The 13,259-nt window shown below is 60.7% G+C and carries 9 protein-coding genes and 24 tRNA genes; 5 read left to right on the top strand and 28 right to left on the bottom strand.

Annotated features, from left to right (window positions below; translation table 11 throughout):
- Nucleotides 1-16: 16 nt before the first annotated feature.
- From CAER_RS0104800 to CAER_RS0104670, 27 genes are all read right to left on the bottom strand, one after another.
- Nucleotides 17-90 (bottom strand) — tRNA-Trp (locus tag CAER_RS0104800).
- 30 nt (nt 91-120) lie between these two features.
- A tRNA-Arg gene (locus CAER_RS0104795) sits at nt 121-197 on the bottom strand.
- Nucleotides 198-228: 31 nt separating this feature from the next.
- Complete coding sequence (locus tag CAER_RS0104790; protein WP_027234303.1) at nt 229-639, bottom strand: hypothetical protein; 411 nt, start codon at nt 637-639, stop codon at nt 229-231.
- A 274-nt stretch (nt 640-913) separates the two neighbouring features.
- Nucleotides 914-1,001: transfer RNA gene (locus CAER_RS0104785), tRNA-Ser, on the bottom strand.
- Between the two features lie 123 nt (nt 1,002-1,124).
- Nucleotides 1,125-1,199 (bottom strand) — tRNA-Thr (locus tag CAER_RS0104780).
- Nucleotides 1,200-1,256: 57 nt separating this feature from the next.
- A tRNA-Asn gene (locus CAER_RS0104775) sits at nt 1,257-1,331 on the bottom strand.
- Nucleotides 1,332-1,390: 59 nt separating this feature from the next.
- Nucleotides 1,391-1,463, bottom strand: a tRNA-His gene (locus CAER_RS0104770).
- Between the two features lie 13 nt (nt 1,464-1,476).
- Nucleotides 1,477-1,692, bottom strand: coding sequence for a hypothetical protein (locus CAER_RS0104765; RefSeq protein ID WP_027234302.1), 216 nt, complete (start codon nt 1,690-1,692; stop codon nt 1,477-1,479).
- A gap of 80 nt (nt 1,693-1,772) precedes the next feature.
- A tRNA-His gene (locus tag CAER_RS0104760) sits at nt 1,773-1,849 on the bottom strand.
- 326 nt (nt 1,850-2,175) lie between these two features.
- Nucleotides 2,176-2,251 (bottom strand) — tRNA-Lys (locus tag CAER_RS0104755).
- A 1-nt stretch (nt 2,252) separates the two neighbouring features.
- Nucleotides 2,253-2,328: transfer RNA gene (locus tag CAER_RS0104750), tRNA-Val, on the bottom strand.
- A 135-nt stretch (nt 2,329-2,463) separates the two neighbouring features.
- Nucleotides 2,464-2,553 (bottom strand) — tRNA-Ser (locus tag CAER_RS0104745).
- A gap of 67 nt (nt 2,554-2,620) precedes the next feature.
- Nucleotides 2,621-2,696 (bottom strand) — tRNA-Gln (locus tag CAER_RS0104740).
- 331 nt (nt 2,697-3,027) lie between these two features.
- A tRNA-Ser gene (locus tag CAER_RS0104735) sits at nt 3,028-3,117 on the bottom strand.
- A gap of 241 nt (nt 3,118-3,358) precedes the next feature.
- Complete coding sequence (locus CAER_RS0104730; RefSeq protein ID WP_027234301.1) at nt 3,359-3,706, bottom strand: cyclic-phosphate processing receiver domain-containing protein; 348 nt, start codon at nt 3,704-3,706, stop codon at nt 3,359-3,361.
- Between the two features lie 49 nt (nt 3,707-3,755).
- Nucleotides 3,756-3,845, bottom strand: a tRNA-Ser gene (locus tag CAER_RS0104725).
- Between the two features lie 154 nt (nt 3,846-3,999).
- A tRNA-Gly gene (locus CAER_RS0104720) sits at nt 4,000-4,074 on the bottom strand.
- Nucleotides 4,075-4,302: 228 nt separating this feature from the next.
- Nucleotides 4,303-4,378 (bottom strand) — tRNA-Ile (locus CAER_RS0104715).
- 214 nt (nt 4,379-4,592) lie between these two features.
- Nucleotides 4,593-4,668, bottom strand: a tRNA-Ala gene (locus CAER_RS0104710).
- Nucleotides 4,669-4,901: 233 nt separating this feature from the next.
- Nucleotides 4,902-4,986 (bottom strand) — tRNA-Cys (locus CAER_RS0104705).
- A 31-nt stretch (nt 4,987-5,017) separates the two neighbouring features.
- Nucleotides 5,018-5,095: transfer RNA gene (locus CAER_RS0104700), tRNA-Arg, on the bottom strand.
- A gap of 22 nt (nt 5,096-5,117) precedes the next feature.
- Nucleotides 5,118-5,202 (bottom strand) — tRNA-Leu (locus CAER_RS0104695).
- A gap of 71 nt (nt 5,203-5,273) precedes the next feature.
- A tRNA-Phe gene (locus CAER_RS0104690) sits at nt 5,274-5,349 on the bottom strand.
- 144 nt (nt 5,350-5,493) lie between these two features.
- A tRNA-Gly gene (locus CAER_RS0104685) sits at nt 5,494-5,567 on the bottom strand.
- 167 nt (nt 5,568-5,734) lie between these two features.
- Nucleotides 5,735-5,811, bottom strand: a tRNA-Pro gene (locus CAER_RS0104680).
- A 59-nt stretch (nt 5,812-5,870) separates the two neighbouring features.
- Nucleotides 5,871-5,946 (bottom strand) — tRNA-Asp (locus CAER_RS0104675).
- 29 nt (nt 5,947-5,975) lie between these two features.
- A tRNA-Pro gene (locus CAER_RS0104670) sits at nt 5,976-6,052 on the bottom strand.
- A 940-nt stretch (nt 6,053-6,992) separates the two neighbouring features.
- Here CAER_RS0104670 and CAER_RS0104665 point away from each other — a divergent pair.
- Nucleotides 6,993-7,574: a hypothetical protein gene (locus CAER_RS0104665; protein ID WP_027234300.1), complete on the top strand. Its 582-nt coding sequence runs from the start codon at nt 6,993-6,995 to the stop codon at nt 7,572-7,574.
- A gap of 62 nt (nt 7,575-7,636) precedes the next feature.
- Here CAER_RS0104665 and CAER_RS0104660 read toward each other — a convergent pair whose 3' ends face one another.
- Nucleotides 7,637-7,933, bottom strand: coding sequence for a hypothetical protein (locus CAER_RS0104660; RefSeq protein WP_027234299.1), 297 nt, complete (start codon nt 7,931-7,933; stop codon nt 7,637-7,639).
- Nucleotides 7,934-8,817: 884 nt separating this feature from the next.
- Here CAER_RS0104660 and CAER_RS0104650 point away from each other — a divergent pair.
- From CAER_RS0104650 to CAER_RS0104635, 4 genes are all read left to right on the top strand, one after another.
- Nucleotides 8,818-9,639, top strand: coding sequence for a hypothetical protein (locus CAER_RS0104650; protein ID WP_027234298.1), 822 nt, complete (start codon nt 8,818-8,820; stop codon nt 9,637-9,639).
- 5 nt (nt 9,640-9,644) lie between these two features.
- Nucleotides 9,645-10,754, top strand: coding sequence for a hypothetical protein (locus tag CAER_RS30315; protein ID WP_051357695.1), 1,110 nt, complete (start codon nt 9,645-9,647; stop codon nt 10,752-10,754).
- Nucleotides 10,755-11,064: 310 nt separating this feature from the next.
- Complete coding sequence (locus tag CAER_RS29580; RefSeq protein ID WP_154667669.1) at nt 11,065-11,226, top strand: hypothetical protein; 162 nt, start codon at nt 11,065-11,067, stop codon at nt 11,224-11,226.
- Nucleotides 11,216-13,252, top strand: a complete 2,037-nt coding sequence (locus CAER_RS0104635) for a hypothetical protein (protein WP_027234297.1) — start codon at nt 11,216-11,218, stop codon at nt 13,250-13,252. Before CAER_RS29580 ends, CAER_RS0104635 begins: the two co-directional genes overlap by 11 nt.
- Nucleotides 13,253-13,259: the final 7 nt, after the last annotated feature.

Raw genomic sequence — 13,259 nt, 5'->3', positions numbered from 1 at the left:
GCCGCTGAGGTTGAATTGGCACGGGTGGAAGGAATTGAACCCTCGCACGCGGTTTTGGAGACCGTTGCTCTACCACTGAGCTACACCCGCCCGGTGCGGCCTGGATAGCCGCGGTGATTTTGGCGTCCCTGAGAGGAGTCGAACCCCTGACTTCCGCACTAGGAATGCGGCACTCTATCCAGCTGAGTTACAAGGACAATTCCAGCTATTGCCGGCAGGAGGGAGCCATCAGGGCTCCGGGCCGTCCTGTCCCAGGTCAGACAGTTCGAGAAGAAAGCTGCGGGCCTCCTCCAGCGGATGCTCATCAGTGTTTGGCGCATCGTCCGGCGTTTCATCGCTGACGATCTCCATCAATTCATCCATGACGTCATCCGGAGTTCCGGCACCGGTCTCCTGCGTGGCGCCCGCCTCATCGATCCAGCGGACCGAGACCCGCCCCTCCATGTCCGGGTAGGCGTTCAGAAGCCCTCCAAGGACCTGGCTGACCTCGCGGTCCGGACCGACAACGCCTGCGTGAAGATCCGGGGCGCCGTCGCGCGCGCCGTCGATTGCCCAGGCATCATGTTCGCCGGGAGCGCAGCGCTCGGTTCCCTTTACAGGATATACGATGAAGTGGCTGAGTTTTGCGTGGTTCGACATGATTGCCTCTCTTGATTGCTCCAGCAGAGGTTAACATGCGTGTGCGAAAAAACGTGCCGTCATATCGACTGCCAGCAACCCGGGCGTATTTCTTCCGCGCAGGCCCGAGGGCACTGCGCGGCTTTCCATGACCTGGCGCGGACCGCCCGCCCGCGGCCCCGTCAGGGACCGGAGGGATTCGAACCCTTCGACGCCCATACAAGGACGCGACCATGGAAGTTCTACGATATCGGGGAGCGCTTCAACTGCAGCGCTGCAACCCGTCTTGGAATGGTGGCGGAGCGACCGGGAGTCGAACCCGGTGAGCCCGTGAAGGCCCTACGGATTAGCAATCCGCTGCATTACCATCCTGCCCCCGCTCCGCATGGGGTGAGGGGCCGCTGATCTGCTATGCTGGCTCAGCGGCCGAAGCCTCGATAGCCCGGCAGCCGTTCGGCGGCAGGGTCGATGCCGCGGCCTGCACATGTTGCGAAGACCGTGGAAAATGGTGCCCCCACCAGGGGTCGAACCCGGGCGCACGGATTACAAATCCGTTGCTCTACCAGCTGAGCTATAAGGGCATGGGTTGGAGGCCGAGCTCAACAGCGGGCGTGACCACTGGAGCTCAAGGCTGAAACTGGCTCCCCAGGAAGGACTCGAACCTTCAACCTGCCGATTAACAGTCGGACGCTCTACCATTGAGCTACTGGGAAGCAGAGGGGGTGTCCCCTCAAGGCGCGCCGTGCGCATAGGCAGGCTGTCGCCGGAAGTGCCTGACCGGCGGGATTTGAACCCGCGACCACCCCGCCATTCAGGGCTGCTCTCCCAGGCTGAGCTACGGTCAAGAGAGCGGCGGCCTCAAGGGGCCGGGTCGTTGCTCTCTGCTTCGATGCTCTGGATCTCCTCCAGCACATCTGCGAATTCTTCAGACAACCCCTTTTCAGAAATGAAGCGCAACGCAAGGCGCGGAAGAGCTTCGCTGATCTTCGGATCGTAAACTGCGATATTCTCTACCCGGTCAGCACCTGCATCGTGCTGCCAGTCATCTGCAGTAAGTTTTTCAGCCAGTGGCATGTTTCGCGACCTTTCCATATTGAATTCACCTGCTGCAGGCTGAGGCAGAACCGTGAAAAGGAGAAGTGCGAAAAAGGAAATGGGTCCGGCACCCAGGCTCGAACTGGGGACCTCCTGATCCACAATCAGGCGCGCTAACCAACTGCGCCATACCGGAGCATTTCTTGGGCTTCACCCATGCGGGGCGGCCGGTTTCAGTGCCATTTACCCGGCAGGGCGTGAGCATCACGCCCGTCTGGAGCTCTGACTCCCCAGGCGCACGTTACCCAGGCCGGCGGCGCGCGGCCGCCGCAGAGATGTTTCGGCACACTACACTCACGGCCCGGGCACCGCGCCTGCGGGGATGCCCGAAGTTGGCATGCGGCCGGGTATCTCACCCGGACTTCCCTCACGCCGTGAGGGGCTCTTTCTCACCCTTGGGGGTGTTTAAGCTACCGCAAGATCTGGCCGGGATAGCGCAGGGCTCTCTACCGGCTTGACAGGTGGTGAACGGTCAGGGGATCGAACCCTGGACCTCAGAATTAAAAGTTCCGCGCTCTACCAACTGAGCTAACCGTCCATGGTGAGGGGTGACGGGATCGAACCGCCGGCATTCTCGGTGTAAACGAGACGCTCTACCAGCTGAGCTAACCCCCCACGGGTCTGATGCCTGGCGTCATGAGATTTTGGACCTCTGCTCTTACCTCCCGGTACGGTCAGGCGGGCGGCCAGGGTATTCGGTGCAGCTTCCTCTGGATGAAGAAAAACTCAGCATCCAGAGGAGCTTGGAAGTGGCGGGTGGCGAGGGATTCGAACCCCCGGGACGCTTTCACGCCCATCAGTTTTCAAGACTGCCGCCTTCGACCGCTCGGCCAGCCACCCAGGTGTTTTGCGCATCTCTGCGCAGGGTCGAACTCCGGGACGGATTGCGTTCCGAAGGAGAATGAATTGGCTGGGGTGGCAGGGCTCGAACCTGCGGTACACGGTACCAAAAACCGCTGCCTTACCAACTTGGCTACACCCCAGCAGCCTCCGCTTGTGCGGAAAAATGATAACCAGGAGATGTCCGTGATCCAGCCACGGATCCCGCCGCTTTTCAGCGTGGAGGACAGTTGCCCCTGGTCTCGACCGGTTGGCAAAACCGGCCGGCCGGGTTTCCCCGGCTTGTCGGGTTGCGCGGCGGTCGGGATTGACCGGCGTCGCGCGGAAAATGGTGGAGGCCGCCGGTCCTTCCCCGGCTGTTCGGGCATGCGCTGCCGGCAAGGCAGCGGCCGCGGTGATCAATCCGCGGGCCCGCAAGTTTGCTATGCCCCCATAAGCCGGCACAGGCCTGAAAAGGCCGGCCGTGCATGGTATTGGCGGGCAGGAAGGGATTTGAACCCCCGGAACCCTTTCAGGTTCGCCGGTTTTCGAAACCGGTGCATTCGACCACTCTGCCACCTGCCCGGGAAGAGTGTGGTTTGGCTGGCGCCTCTCCTAGTGAAAGCGGACGCCAAGAGCTCACCCTCATTTTTTTGACCTCGCTGAAGGCTTGACCGCGGTTGATCCGCCCGAGGGCCGGATGCCGGCTTCGTCCGCGTCATGGCGGCACACCGATCGATCTCCGGCAGGATTTGATGGCGAGGCCCGGTTGGGAGCCCCGCCATGCCCGCTGCGCGCTGCGGCAGATGCCGCGCTGCGGGGGCGTTCAGTTCGGAATGGCTGATGCTGCCGCGCGGCGGCGCATCTCCCCGACCAGGCTCTCGATCTTTCCGCGCAGGTAGGGGCCTCCAACCGAATTCATCGAATGGATATGAACCTCAAACTGCTCCGGAATTGTGATCACCCTATCCAGCACAAGCTCTTCAAAGGCCGGATAGAAGATGGACGTGGCATCGTCCTGCGGTCCAAGATCGTGATCGAGGAGCATCAGGGACGGGCATCCGCGCTCACGCATCAGAGAGATTGCCTCCATCGAGGTCCGGCAAACCTGGAGCTCGTCGCCCCCTTGCGCCGGGAACCGCTCATCGTCCAGAAAAAGTGTCCATCCGGACATGATGGTTCCTCCTGATTTCGTCAGCATATCAAGCTGTTGGTTCTTTGAGTGGCGGAGGGAGCCGGATTCGAACCGGCGGGACCCGTAAAGGCCCGCCGCCTTTCCAAGGCGGTGCATTCGACCACTCTGCCATCCCTCCGTGAGATGCGGCCGCAAAATATTGACCGGAAGGCGCGGTCCGAAGGCGCGGGATGCCCTGCCGGGTCTAACACTGCTTTTCCTCGAGTTGTCCTTCCGGCCGCCGTCCGGGCAGGGTCCGCGTGACCCCGGCCGCTTCGGCATTCCGTGTATTCTGGAGCGGCAGGCGGGTATCGAACCCGCGACCTATACCTTGGCAAGGTATCGCTCTACCCCTGAGCTACTGCCGCATCCGGCCTGCAGTGCAGGCCGCGGAGCAGCTCACCCGACAGTCGTTCCGGCATTGGCCGGCAACGATGAGAGGAACTGAGCTGCTGCCGCATTCGCCGGCGAAGGGATGGAACCCTGCTTCCCCATACCTTGCGGATCGTCGGGGCGTCCCGGATGGGACCGGCTGGCCCCGGCCTTTCGCACGGGGCGTAGGATATGCGGAGAGCGCAAGGCTCTCAACGCGAAGCTGGTGGTGCATGGTTGGATTTGAACCAACGACAATCGGATTATGAGTCCGGCGCTCTACCACTGAGCTACAGCACCATGAGGCCAGATGGCCTTATGCTTTTCCTGTAGCTCCCCTCTTGTTGATCTCAAGATCAACAAGAGGGGAGCTACAGGCTCATTTGCGGGCGAGGGCGCGACCGGGCACGCCATGATCCTTGCCTGGATCCTCCACTTGGCCGGCTACCTATGGCATTCACCGGCTCTCGCCCCGATGCAAACGCTTTGCACACGCCCGCATCATTCAGGAATTTGGTGGACCTTGCCGGGCTCGAACCGGCGACATCCTGCTTGCAAAGCAGGCGCTCTCCCAACTGAGCTAAAGGCCCGTGATCTTTTGACGAAGCCCCCAAGGCGGCACCCACCCCTCACCGTGCCGGGCAAGGGTGGGGCCCCGTCAAAAAACCACGAATTTGGAGCCGGCAGCCGGAGCGACCCGGAATGCGCGCACATCTGAGCTTCTCGTCCGCGCGCCCTCTGCAGAGGCGCCGGGCTCACTGCCGACAAAGCTATCTTGCGATCGCCGGGGGCCTTTTCTGGCCCCGCGCCGGAGATCATGTTCTGGAGGTGCCGCCCGGAGTCGAACCGGGTCTCACGAAGAGGCTACGGATTTGCAATCCGCCACGTTACCGTCCCGTCCCGGCACCACCGGTGCCCTTGACCCTGGGCGGCGGGTATTGGAGCTTCCTGAGAGACTCGAACTCCCGGCCTCCGCGTCCGTAGCGCGGCGCTCTATTCCAACTGAGCTAAGGAAGCGCTGCCCGAAGGCTGGCGTATATGGTACGGGTGGAGGGACTCGAACCCCCAAGGATCGCTCCGCCAGATTCTGAATCTGGTGTGTCTACCAATTCCACCACACCCGCACATATTTGCGAATATCGTCGGCCAGTTTTGCCGGGCGGCCGACCCCGGTAGGCGCGAATGCGCTGTTTTCTGGTGCGACGGGATGGTTTCGAACCACCGACACCCTGAGCTTCAATCAGGTGCTCTACCAGCTGAGCTACCGCCGCGCGGCGACCGAAACCGCCGGCAATGGCTTTCTGTGGGGCCTGGGTCTGCCAAGGGGCGTCAGTCCCCATTGGTTTCGCCCTCTGACGCCGAGCCGCCCCTCCGGGGGCGCCCAGGCTCACCAGAAAACCATCGCCATGATGTTTTGGAGCGGGCAGCGAGAATTGAACTCGCCTCACGAGCTTGGAAGGCTCGGGCACAACCACTATACCATACCCGCTCATTCAGAACGCCTGTGACAGAGGCTAAGTCTGCCTGGGTGTTGCGGCCCAGGTTTCGCCCTAGCAACGTCGGACCGCGATGCTTTCCCAAAGGTAACAGCCCCGGGCTCCTGTCGCGCCGCCCCTGTCAGAGGCGTTCTGAAGATATCGATTTGCTTGCAAGATCTGGTCGGGATAGCAGGACTTGAACCTGCGACCTTCCGTCCCCCAGACGGACGCGCTACCAGGCTGCGCCATACCCCGGACACCAGATCTTGGAAGAAAACCGTTCCACGGGCAGATGTGCGGGCCGCGGAGGAATTTGGCGAAGCGTACGGGGATCGAACCCGTGATTTCCTGCGTGACAGGCAGGCGTCTTAACCACTCGACTAACGCTCCAGGGCGGCCCGATCGGGCTGCCAGGAAAATGGTCGGGATGAGAGGATTCGAACCTCCGACCTACGGTACCCAAAACCGTCGCGCTACCAGGCTGCGCTACACCCCGCCGAGAAAATGAAAACCACTAATTCCATTTTCACAGAATGGATTTTCTGCCAGAACAGCGTTTAAGAGCGGCTCAGGAAGAAAATCTGAGGACGCGCCGGGGCCGGCCGCATTACCGGCCCCAGCACATGACACATGTGATCGCAGAGCCTCCCCGCACGGGGTGGGTGCAATCTTTCAGGCCTCGACTTGGCATCCGGATGATCGGTCAGCGACGCATGTCGCATGTCGCATATTCCTACCGGGAGCAAGGCCTTCCGCCAACAATGTCAAAGAGCGCAGATCAGGGCATCGAGCCTTGAGTCTGACCGGCGGAAGCACAATTCTTCAGGGAAGGGTGCAGATTGCCGGGTTTGGTTGAGGGAAGACCCGATGCTTCGGGAGTTCCGATCCGGCTATCTTGCTGATCCTTAGGGTTTTTAGACCCTCAGCTGCCGGAAACGCGGGCGTCGGACTGGATAAACCAACCGCACGGGAGATACCCCTGCGAATTGGAACTTCCAGGGACTATTTGCATGGCGCGCCGCGAATTTGACGGGAGTGCATGCAATGTCGACAGAGCGATTGCGTCGTGGCGTTTCATTCCATGTCCTCCTTTCTTCGCAGTGGCGCCCAGCGGGCCCAGGTTTCAGCAGTTCAGGGCATCATGCCCGTTCGATCTGTGGAGAAAGCTAGCGCAAGGAAGAGAAGCTGAAAAGAGGAAAAATGCACTCCGGCCAAAAAAAAGTGCGAAAAAGATACTTCAGGGTTGTGCTACGCTCTCTTTGGGTGGTGGAAAGCATGAGTAAAAACAGTTGCTTATCGTAATATCAGTGTTGTGTCTCTCGCGTCTGAAAAAGACCCGGCAGCTGCTGCAAGCTGGGCGTGTATGCGAAAAACAATATGATTTTGGGTTTTCAGGGGTCCGAAATAGCTTGGCTGCAAACAAGGAGAGATACCCCATGAAATTCATGCCGATCGGACAGGAGCCTGAACGGATTGATGTCGCAGAGGACGTCTATGCAGTCAAAACCGGGCTCTTCTACCACATCGCCTTTCCCTATCACCCGCAGGCGCCCGATATCATGCGCTCTGTGAAGACCGCCTATTTCGTACCGGAAACGAAGGGCTGGACGGCGCGGATCATTCGCCACCAGGATATCTATCATGCTCTGTGCAAGATTGATGCGCTTCTCCCCGCGGACCGGCATGAGAAGAGGCGGGCCCGAGAGGCGGCCACGGCTGGCGAGAGCGGCCAGCGCAAGGCGGGCAAGAAGCCCGCTGCACGTCAGCAGCGTATCCTTGTTCTGGCATCTGATGATGTCTGCGAGACGCAAATTCTTGAGGTTAAGGGCAAGCATGTGACCGTGGAACGTTTGGGGACGCCGTTCATGGCGGATCGCAAATTTGCCAAATGGGGAAAGCCCGAACTGGTGGGCAAGCTGGTTCGCTACGCTTACCACAGGCCGTCCACGGAGGCGGAGATTGAGGCCCATCACATGGAAAGGGCGTCGGAAGATCCCAGCTCCGAGATGGCCATGTAAATGCAGCTCACCCGCCCGGCGCGGCAAGCCCCTCTCTTCATTTGCAGCTGAGACGAGCGGATTCAATGCCCGCTGCGGCAGCTTGGGATCTCGCTCTCAAGCGGCAGGTCGGCGGGCGGGTGAAACCCTTCACAGATCAGCCATTCCCTGATCAGGATCCACCGGTCCTGGTGGCTGGCTGGCCATCTCCAGCGCTCCAGCTCAGCGCATTTCCGCTCCAGCTCTGAAAGGCGCGCCCCCGCCAGTTGCAGGCCGTGGGCCTCTGCCCAGGTGCGCAATGGGGTAAGCCATTCGTTTGAGCTGAACGTGTCCAGCGCTTCTCTGAGGTCTTTGGGGATGGTAACCGGCCAGTCCTTCATGCCACAGCAACTACATCGGAGATCGGCCTCATGGCAAGGTTGCTCGCTGCGGCCGGCTAGCCCGCCCGGTGCGCCGCTGACCGCTGATGCCGCGCAGATGGCTCGAATTGCAGCATTGTTCGGTTACGCCGCTGAATTCACGCGATTATTTGACTTTATTGCAATGCGCCGGGGAGAGCATTCCTGCCCACCAGGGCGGGCAGGGGCTGTTTCAGCCCGCACTCGACTCCCCAATTGTTCTTTAAAATCAACGCTGTATCACCGATACATATGCGTTACAGGTGAAGTTTCAGTCGTAAGTGGCTGATTTTGCTCTCTTAATTCTATATATCTATATCTGTAACACTATAGATAGTTATATATATAAAGAAGAAGAGAGAGACTCCTGTATAAACACTCAATCCATATATACATTCCCTCGCCGAAACAGGCGTTACGACGTTACAAGGCGCTTAAGCTGCTGAATTAAATCACAAAACACCGTAACCATTACCTGTTTCTCCCTGTTGCGCTTCCGTTTCAGCCACAGGCTTCCGCAGATGCGAAAAACGTATTGTGCGGCTGGCCGGGTGTGGCTATGCTCGGTGCTGAAATTCAACAGGAGGCTATGGCGTATGCAGGAGGGCGGAAAGCCGCAGGCGGACCGAATGATCCGCCATCTTTCGCCGGCGCAACTGCGCCGTATCGGAACGGCTCTCTATGGCGATAAGGTCGGCTGGCAGAGCCGCGTGTCTGAGGCGCTTGGAGTGAGCCGAGGCGCCGTGACAAGGTGGATGTCGGGTGCGACCCGGATCCCGACCCCTGCATCCTTGGCCCTTCAGTACATGCTGAGGGACCGTAGCTCCCAAAGCGATCGGGCTTCGGAAATGCGGAGCGCTTAGGGTATGCGAAAAACAGACGCACAAGCTAGCCCCCTGGATGATGCCCTGAGGGCATGGTGCGACGAGCTGCACGAGGTCATCAACGAGGCGGCCGGAGATCGCAATCTTGAACGCAGGTGCCGCGATCCCTGGGTCGATGTCGCACTCAACGCGCATGCCGATCAGATCGATGCGTCTCACCTCGGCGAGTTTGGGGCGAAGCTGTCCGGTGAGGACATGCGCGGCCCAGCTTTCCGGGCGTTTGCCGCGGAAGTCCGCGGGGCGATGCCGGCGGTGGGGTGGCCTCTGCGCCTGAGGCTGACCTTGCTGGGCTTTGCAGATCGGATCTGGTGGCGTCCCCGTCCCACCGGCATGGGGGTTTGCGGAAAGCTTTTCGGCTCCTTTGGGGAGCGGTCGAACGATATGGTTGTCATGACCAGCCGATGGAGCGGCAACGGCGAAGTGGCCGGTCTGGACCGGCTGGTAGAGGGGATGCGGCTTGTGGACCTTGCATGTCCGCCCAGCAACCGGCCGATTGGTGCCTGGTCCACCTCGAGCGATCTCATCGGCTCAACGCATGTTCATATCGAGGATATCCATGCCCGAACGGAAGCCGAATTCATTCTGAAGCAATCCTTGTTCCGGCGCGGGCTTGCGGGCTTCCGGGAGATGATTGGCGCGGGCAGGTTCGAGCCAATGCGCAATGATGAGCGCTGCTGGTTCGTTGTTACGGAGCTGGGGGATCTCGACCGGAACCCGCTTGGCGTCAACCGGCGTTTTCTGGATGCCGTGGATGAAGTCAATGACCGCCTCACCTGGTCCCAGACAGCCGAATTGGAGCCTTGAAAAGCATGACGATCGAACATGAAGGCCTGACGCAGGAGCAAGTCGATGAGCGCGCTGTTGCGCGATTTGCCGAGGAGATGCGGCGCAAGCTGGCCCGGTCCCGGGCGAAGGGCCGCGATGGCTGGCAGGACCCGAAGCTGTGTCCGATCGAGCGCTTGGCATCAATGTTTGCCGGGCATTTGGGAAAAACGAACGAAGGGAACCTGGTTGACCTCGCGACGCTGGCGATGATGCTGCATGAGCGCGGGGCGCATCCCGTGACTTTGCTGCGCACGCTCTCCTTGCAGGAGCCGGTTTTCGTTTCCGAGGAGGAGAGGATCTCCTGGGATGACGGGACCAGCGTTCCGGTCGACCCCGTATGGGTTCTGGATATTGACGGCATTCGGCTGGAAGTCGCCAACGAGGCCAAGGCAAGATCGGTCGCGTCCGCAATCAATGCCCGGTCTCAGAAGCCCCTCGATACGGCCGCTCTCAAGCGGCTGGCGGAGGCCTTGCGGCCCCTGGCAGAGTTCATGGACATCCCCGGGGCGAGCTGCGCACCTCATGACGCCGTCATCAGCAAGTCGCTTGAGGGCGGGCGCGGGCCGACGCTAACCTTCGGCGATGCCCGTCGGGCGCAGGATGCAATTGCCGCTGCTGAAGCTCACATCGATGTCTCTGAGGTGCCTTCAAAAGGTGATGCCTATTCGGCTGCAGCGGCCGGCACCGCGTTCGCAGGTTTGCGTAAAGAGCTGGAGGGACTGCCGCCAGGCGCCGCACGGGATCAGGCTCTGGCCGCAGCGGATAGGGCGCAGGCCCGGGTTTTGGAGGATGTGGATGTGCCGGGTGCATTCCGCCGTACCTTCGCCGCCAATTGCAGCAGAAGGGACGCCTCGGTGTGCGAGACAGGCATTGCGCCTGATCGAACTGAGCTGATCCGGGCTATGGAGCCGTTTGCACGACTTGGGGTCGGGGAAGACGGTGGCGACATTGTGCTCAGCCTGATGGGGGAGCGGATCAAGGACTGGTTGGGGGTTCGTGATTTTCAGGCAATCAGGCGGGTCTTTGCGGAGGTCTCGGGCGACAAGCTGCCGGATCCGGTTGCGGCCTGCGAGCCGGAGGCTGCAGGGCCATGAGACTCGTCGGGTCCATGCGCCCTGTTGTGGTCGAGATCTGCTGGTGCTGCTCAGGGACCGGGAAGCGGCTAGCGGCTGTCTCCCCCATGCGCTTCAAGCCTTGCCCGGTGTGCTATGGCCGCCGCGGACGGCAGATCAGCAGGGGAGACGTTCAGGATGTCGTCTCTGAAATTTCTGCGCGCAGGGCATCCCGTCTGCCGGACTGAGCCCGGTGCCAGCCTGTGAGCGGAATTATTGCGCTTGCGAGTTTGCGAAAAACTGACTAGAAATAGTTTGCGAAAAACAATTTCTCATCATCTGGAGCCAAGCCATGCTTCTCGAAGCGATCGCGCCGTTTTTCTTTCTTGCTGCTGGAATCCTGATCCACTCCGCTGCGCCTGAAGCATGGACGGCTGCACTGGCGCTGAACAGCGTGGCATTGGCGTTTTTCTTCAACAGCCGCAAGCGGCGGGAGGCGGCCCATGCAGCCTGAAGCGCAAATTGATGATGACCGTCCGGTGCGTGAGATCGTCGGAGACGCGGTGTCCCGCTGGGAGGCACTGACCGGGGTTCGCATGGATGAGACGGGTTACAGTTTTGGAACCCTGGGCATCGGCGGTATGAACCGAATGCTCAAAGAGGCCCTGGATCTCGATCCGGAGGGAACAACCGCATACCTGCTGCTTGAAGTTTTTCTGCGTTTCTACCTGGAAGACAAGACGTTTACGGCCGCGGAGATCATGAAGGACTACGATGCGGCAACCGGTTTCCTGCGGGATTCGGAAAACCTCTTTTCCATCGTTCAGTCCGAGCGGGCCGCGGAGATTGCGGCACAGTTCCGCGCCCGTGTCATCAGCGGGCTGAAGCGCTATGGCGCCGACCGGCCGGATGTGGTCGAGATGGTCGAAAGTCAGGATGCCATCCCGTTTCTGCGCCGGGATGCTCTGCGTTCTCTCGAGACGTTGCGTGCCTATCAGTTTCTCGAAGGGGAGGCGGACAGCGCTCACCCTCAGGCGATCCGGCACGTCCACATGGCGTGGTCTGTCAACGATTTGCTTGCGGCAGCCCGGGATATGCCGATGTCCGGTGTCGGCCTCGTGCTGATGCGGGATGCATCTCACCCCAACCGCAGCTACTTCTCGTTTGTGCTGCGCAACGGCGGCAACGTCATCCTGTTCACCGACCGGTCCAAGCCGGTCTATCCGGGGCAGGAGGATGTGCTTTCATCCCGGGGCGGGCGCGGCCTTGCGCGCGACTATGCGGCTCGCGAAAATGCGAATCACTTTCCCTATCAGCTCATTCCGACAAGCCTTGATGACAAGGGGGACGTGGTTTTCGAGCGCGAAACCGCACCGGTCGCAGCGGGGCTGAACCTTGTGCCGCTCATGGAGATCGGCGAGCTGCCCCCGGCCCAAGCCATCTGGGTGACGATGATGCTTTCGCTCATCGCGGATCGCTTCTGGACCCAGTCCTGGCGCGCGCCCGAGCTCAGCTACACCGGAGCCATGATCCAGCGCCGCGAATTGCTGGTGACCGATGAGGCTGGCGCTCAGCTGCCGGCGGCTCAGGACTACAGGCCGATTGAGCTTGAGGATGTGCGGCTGGAAGAGGTGACCGCTGCGGCCATGGCCGAGCAGACGGATTACGCCCCGGAATCCTTCAACAGCTGGCTTGAGGAGCGCTACAAAGACCGTGTGCCGCATGAGGTTTTGAACACCTGGGCGCGCAAACACGATGAGATCCTGTTCCTCCCTAAGACGGATCAGGAAGACGGGCCCCTGAAGGCTATTGCCAAGAATGCGGTGGCACTGCCGGGCGGTATTCACGCCATGAAGCAGCAGGACTTTGAGCGGCTGCCATTTTGGGATCAGCCGAAGATGTACCAGCTGTCGGGTTTCTCGGAGGCGGATTTCGGGTCGGAAGACGAGCTGCGGAAAGACCGGCTCTTCATCGCCCGTCAGAACATGGCTGCCTGCATCCAGAAATGTGCGGACGATGAGTTTGCAGAGCGCAAGGATGCGGTCCTGAAATGGTACAGCGGCGCGATCCATGCGAATTCAAAGTCGCTCCTGGCGCTGGTCGCCGCAGGGCCGGGTGAGCCGGAAAAGCTGCCCGGCGGTTACCGCAGGCGGCTGATGGCGTTTGGCGAGATCGGCAATGAGGATGTCTTTGATCACTTCAGCGTCTACGGCTGGGGGGAGGCTAACTGCCTGGCAGAGTGGGACGGGAGGAAATGGCGCTGCTTCCTGACAGGGGCAAAGGCCACCTATCGCGCGGCTTTGGCGCCGAGGCACCTTGACGACATCATGCTGCTGACGGGTCTCCCAAAAGAGCAAATCCCTGATGTGCTGCACGCCTGGGGCGGCCAGGACCGGCACAGCGGCAACCACCTGCTGCGGCGGATCGACCCGATGGATACGGATGTCCGCAATCCCTGGTGCCGCAAGAATTTGAAGCTGGAAGTCAACATCTACCTCTCGAAGCGCGGATACAGCCGTGTGCTTAACGGAAAATACTGAGGAGTCA

It is taken from the genome of Leisingera caerulea DSM 24564 (assembly GCF_000473325.1).
GTDB lineage: Bacteria > Pseudomonadota > Alphaproteobacteria > Rhodobacterales > Rhodobacteraceae > Leisingera > Leisingera caerulea.
Note: the sequence above shows the minus strand (reverse complement) of the source record. Positions and strands in the feature narration are given on the sequence as shown.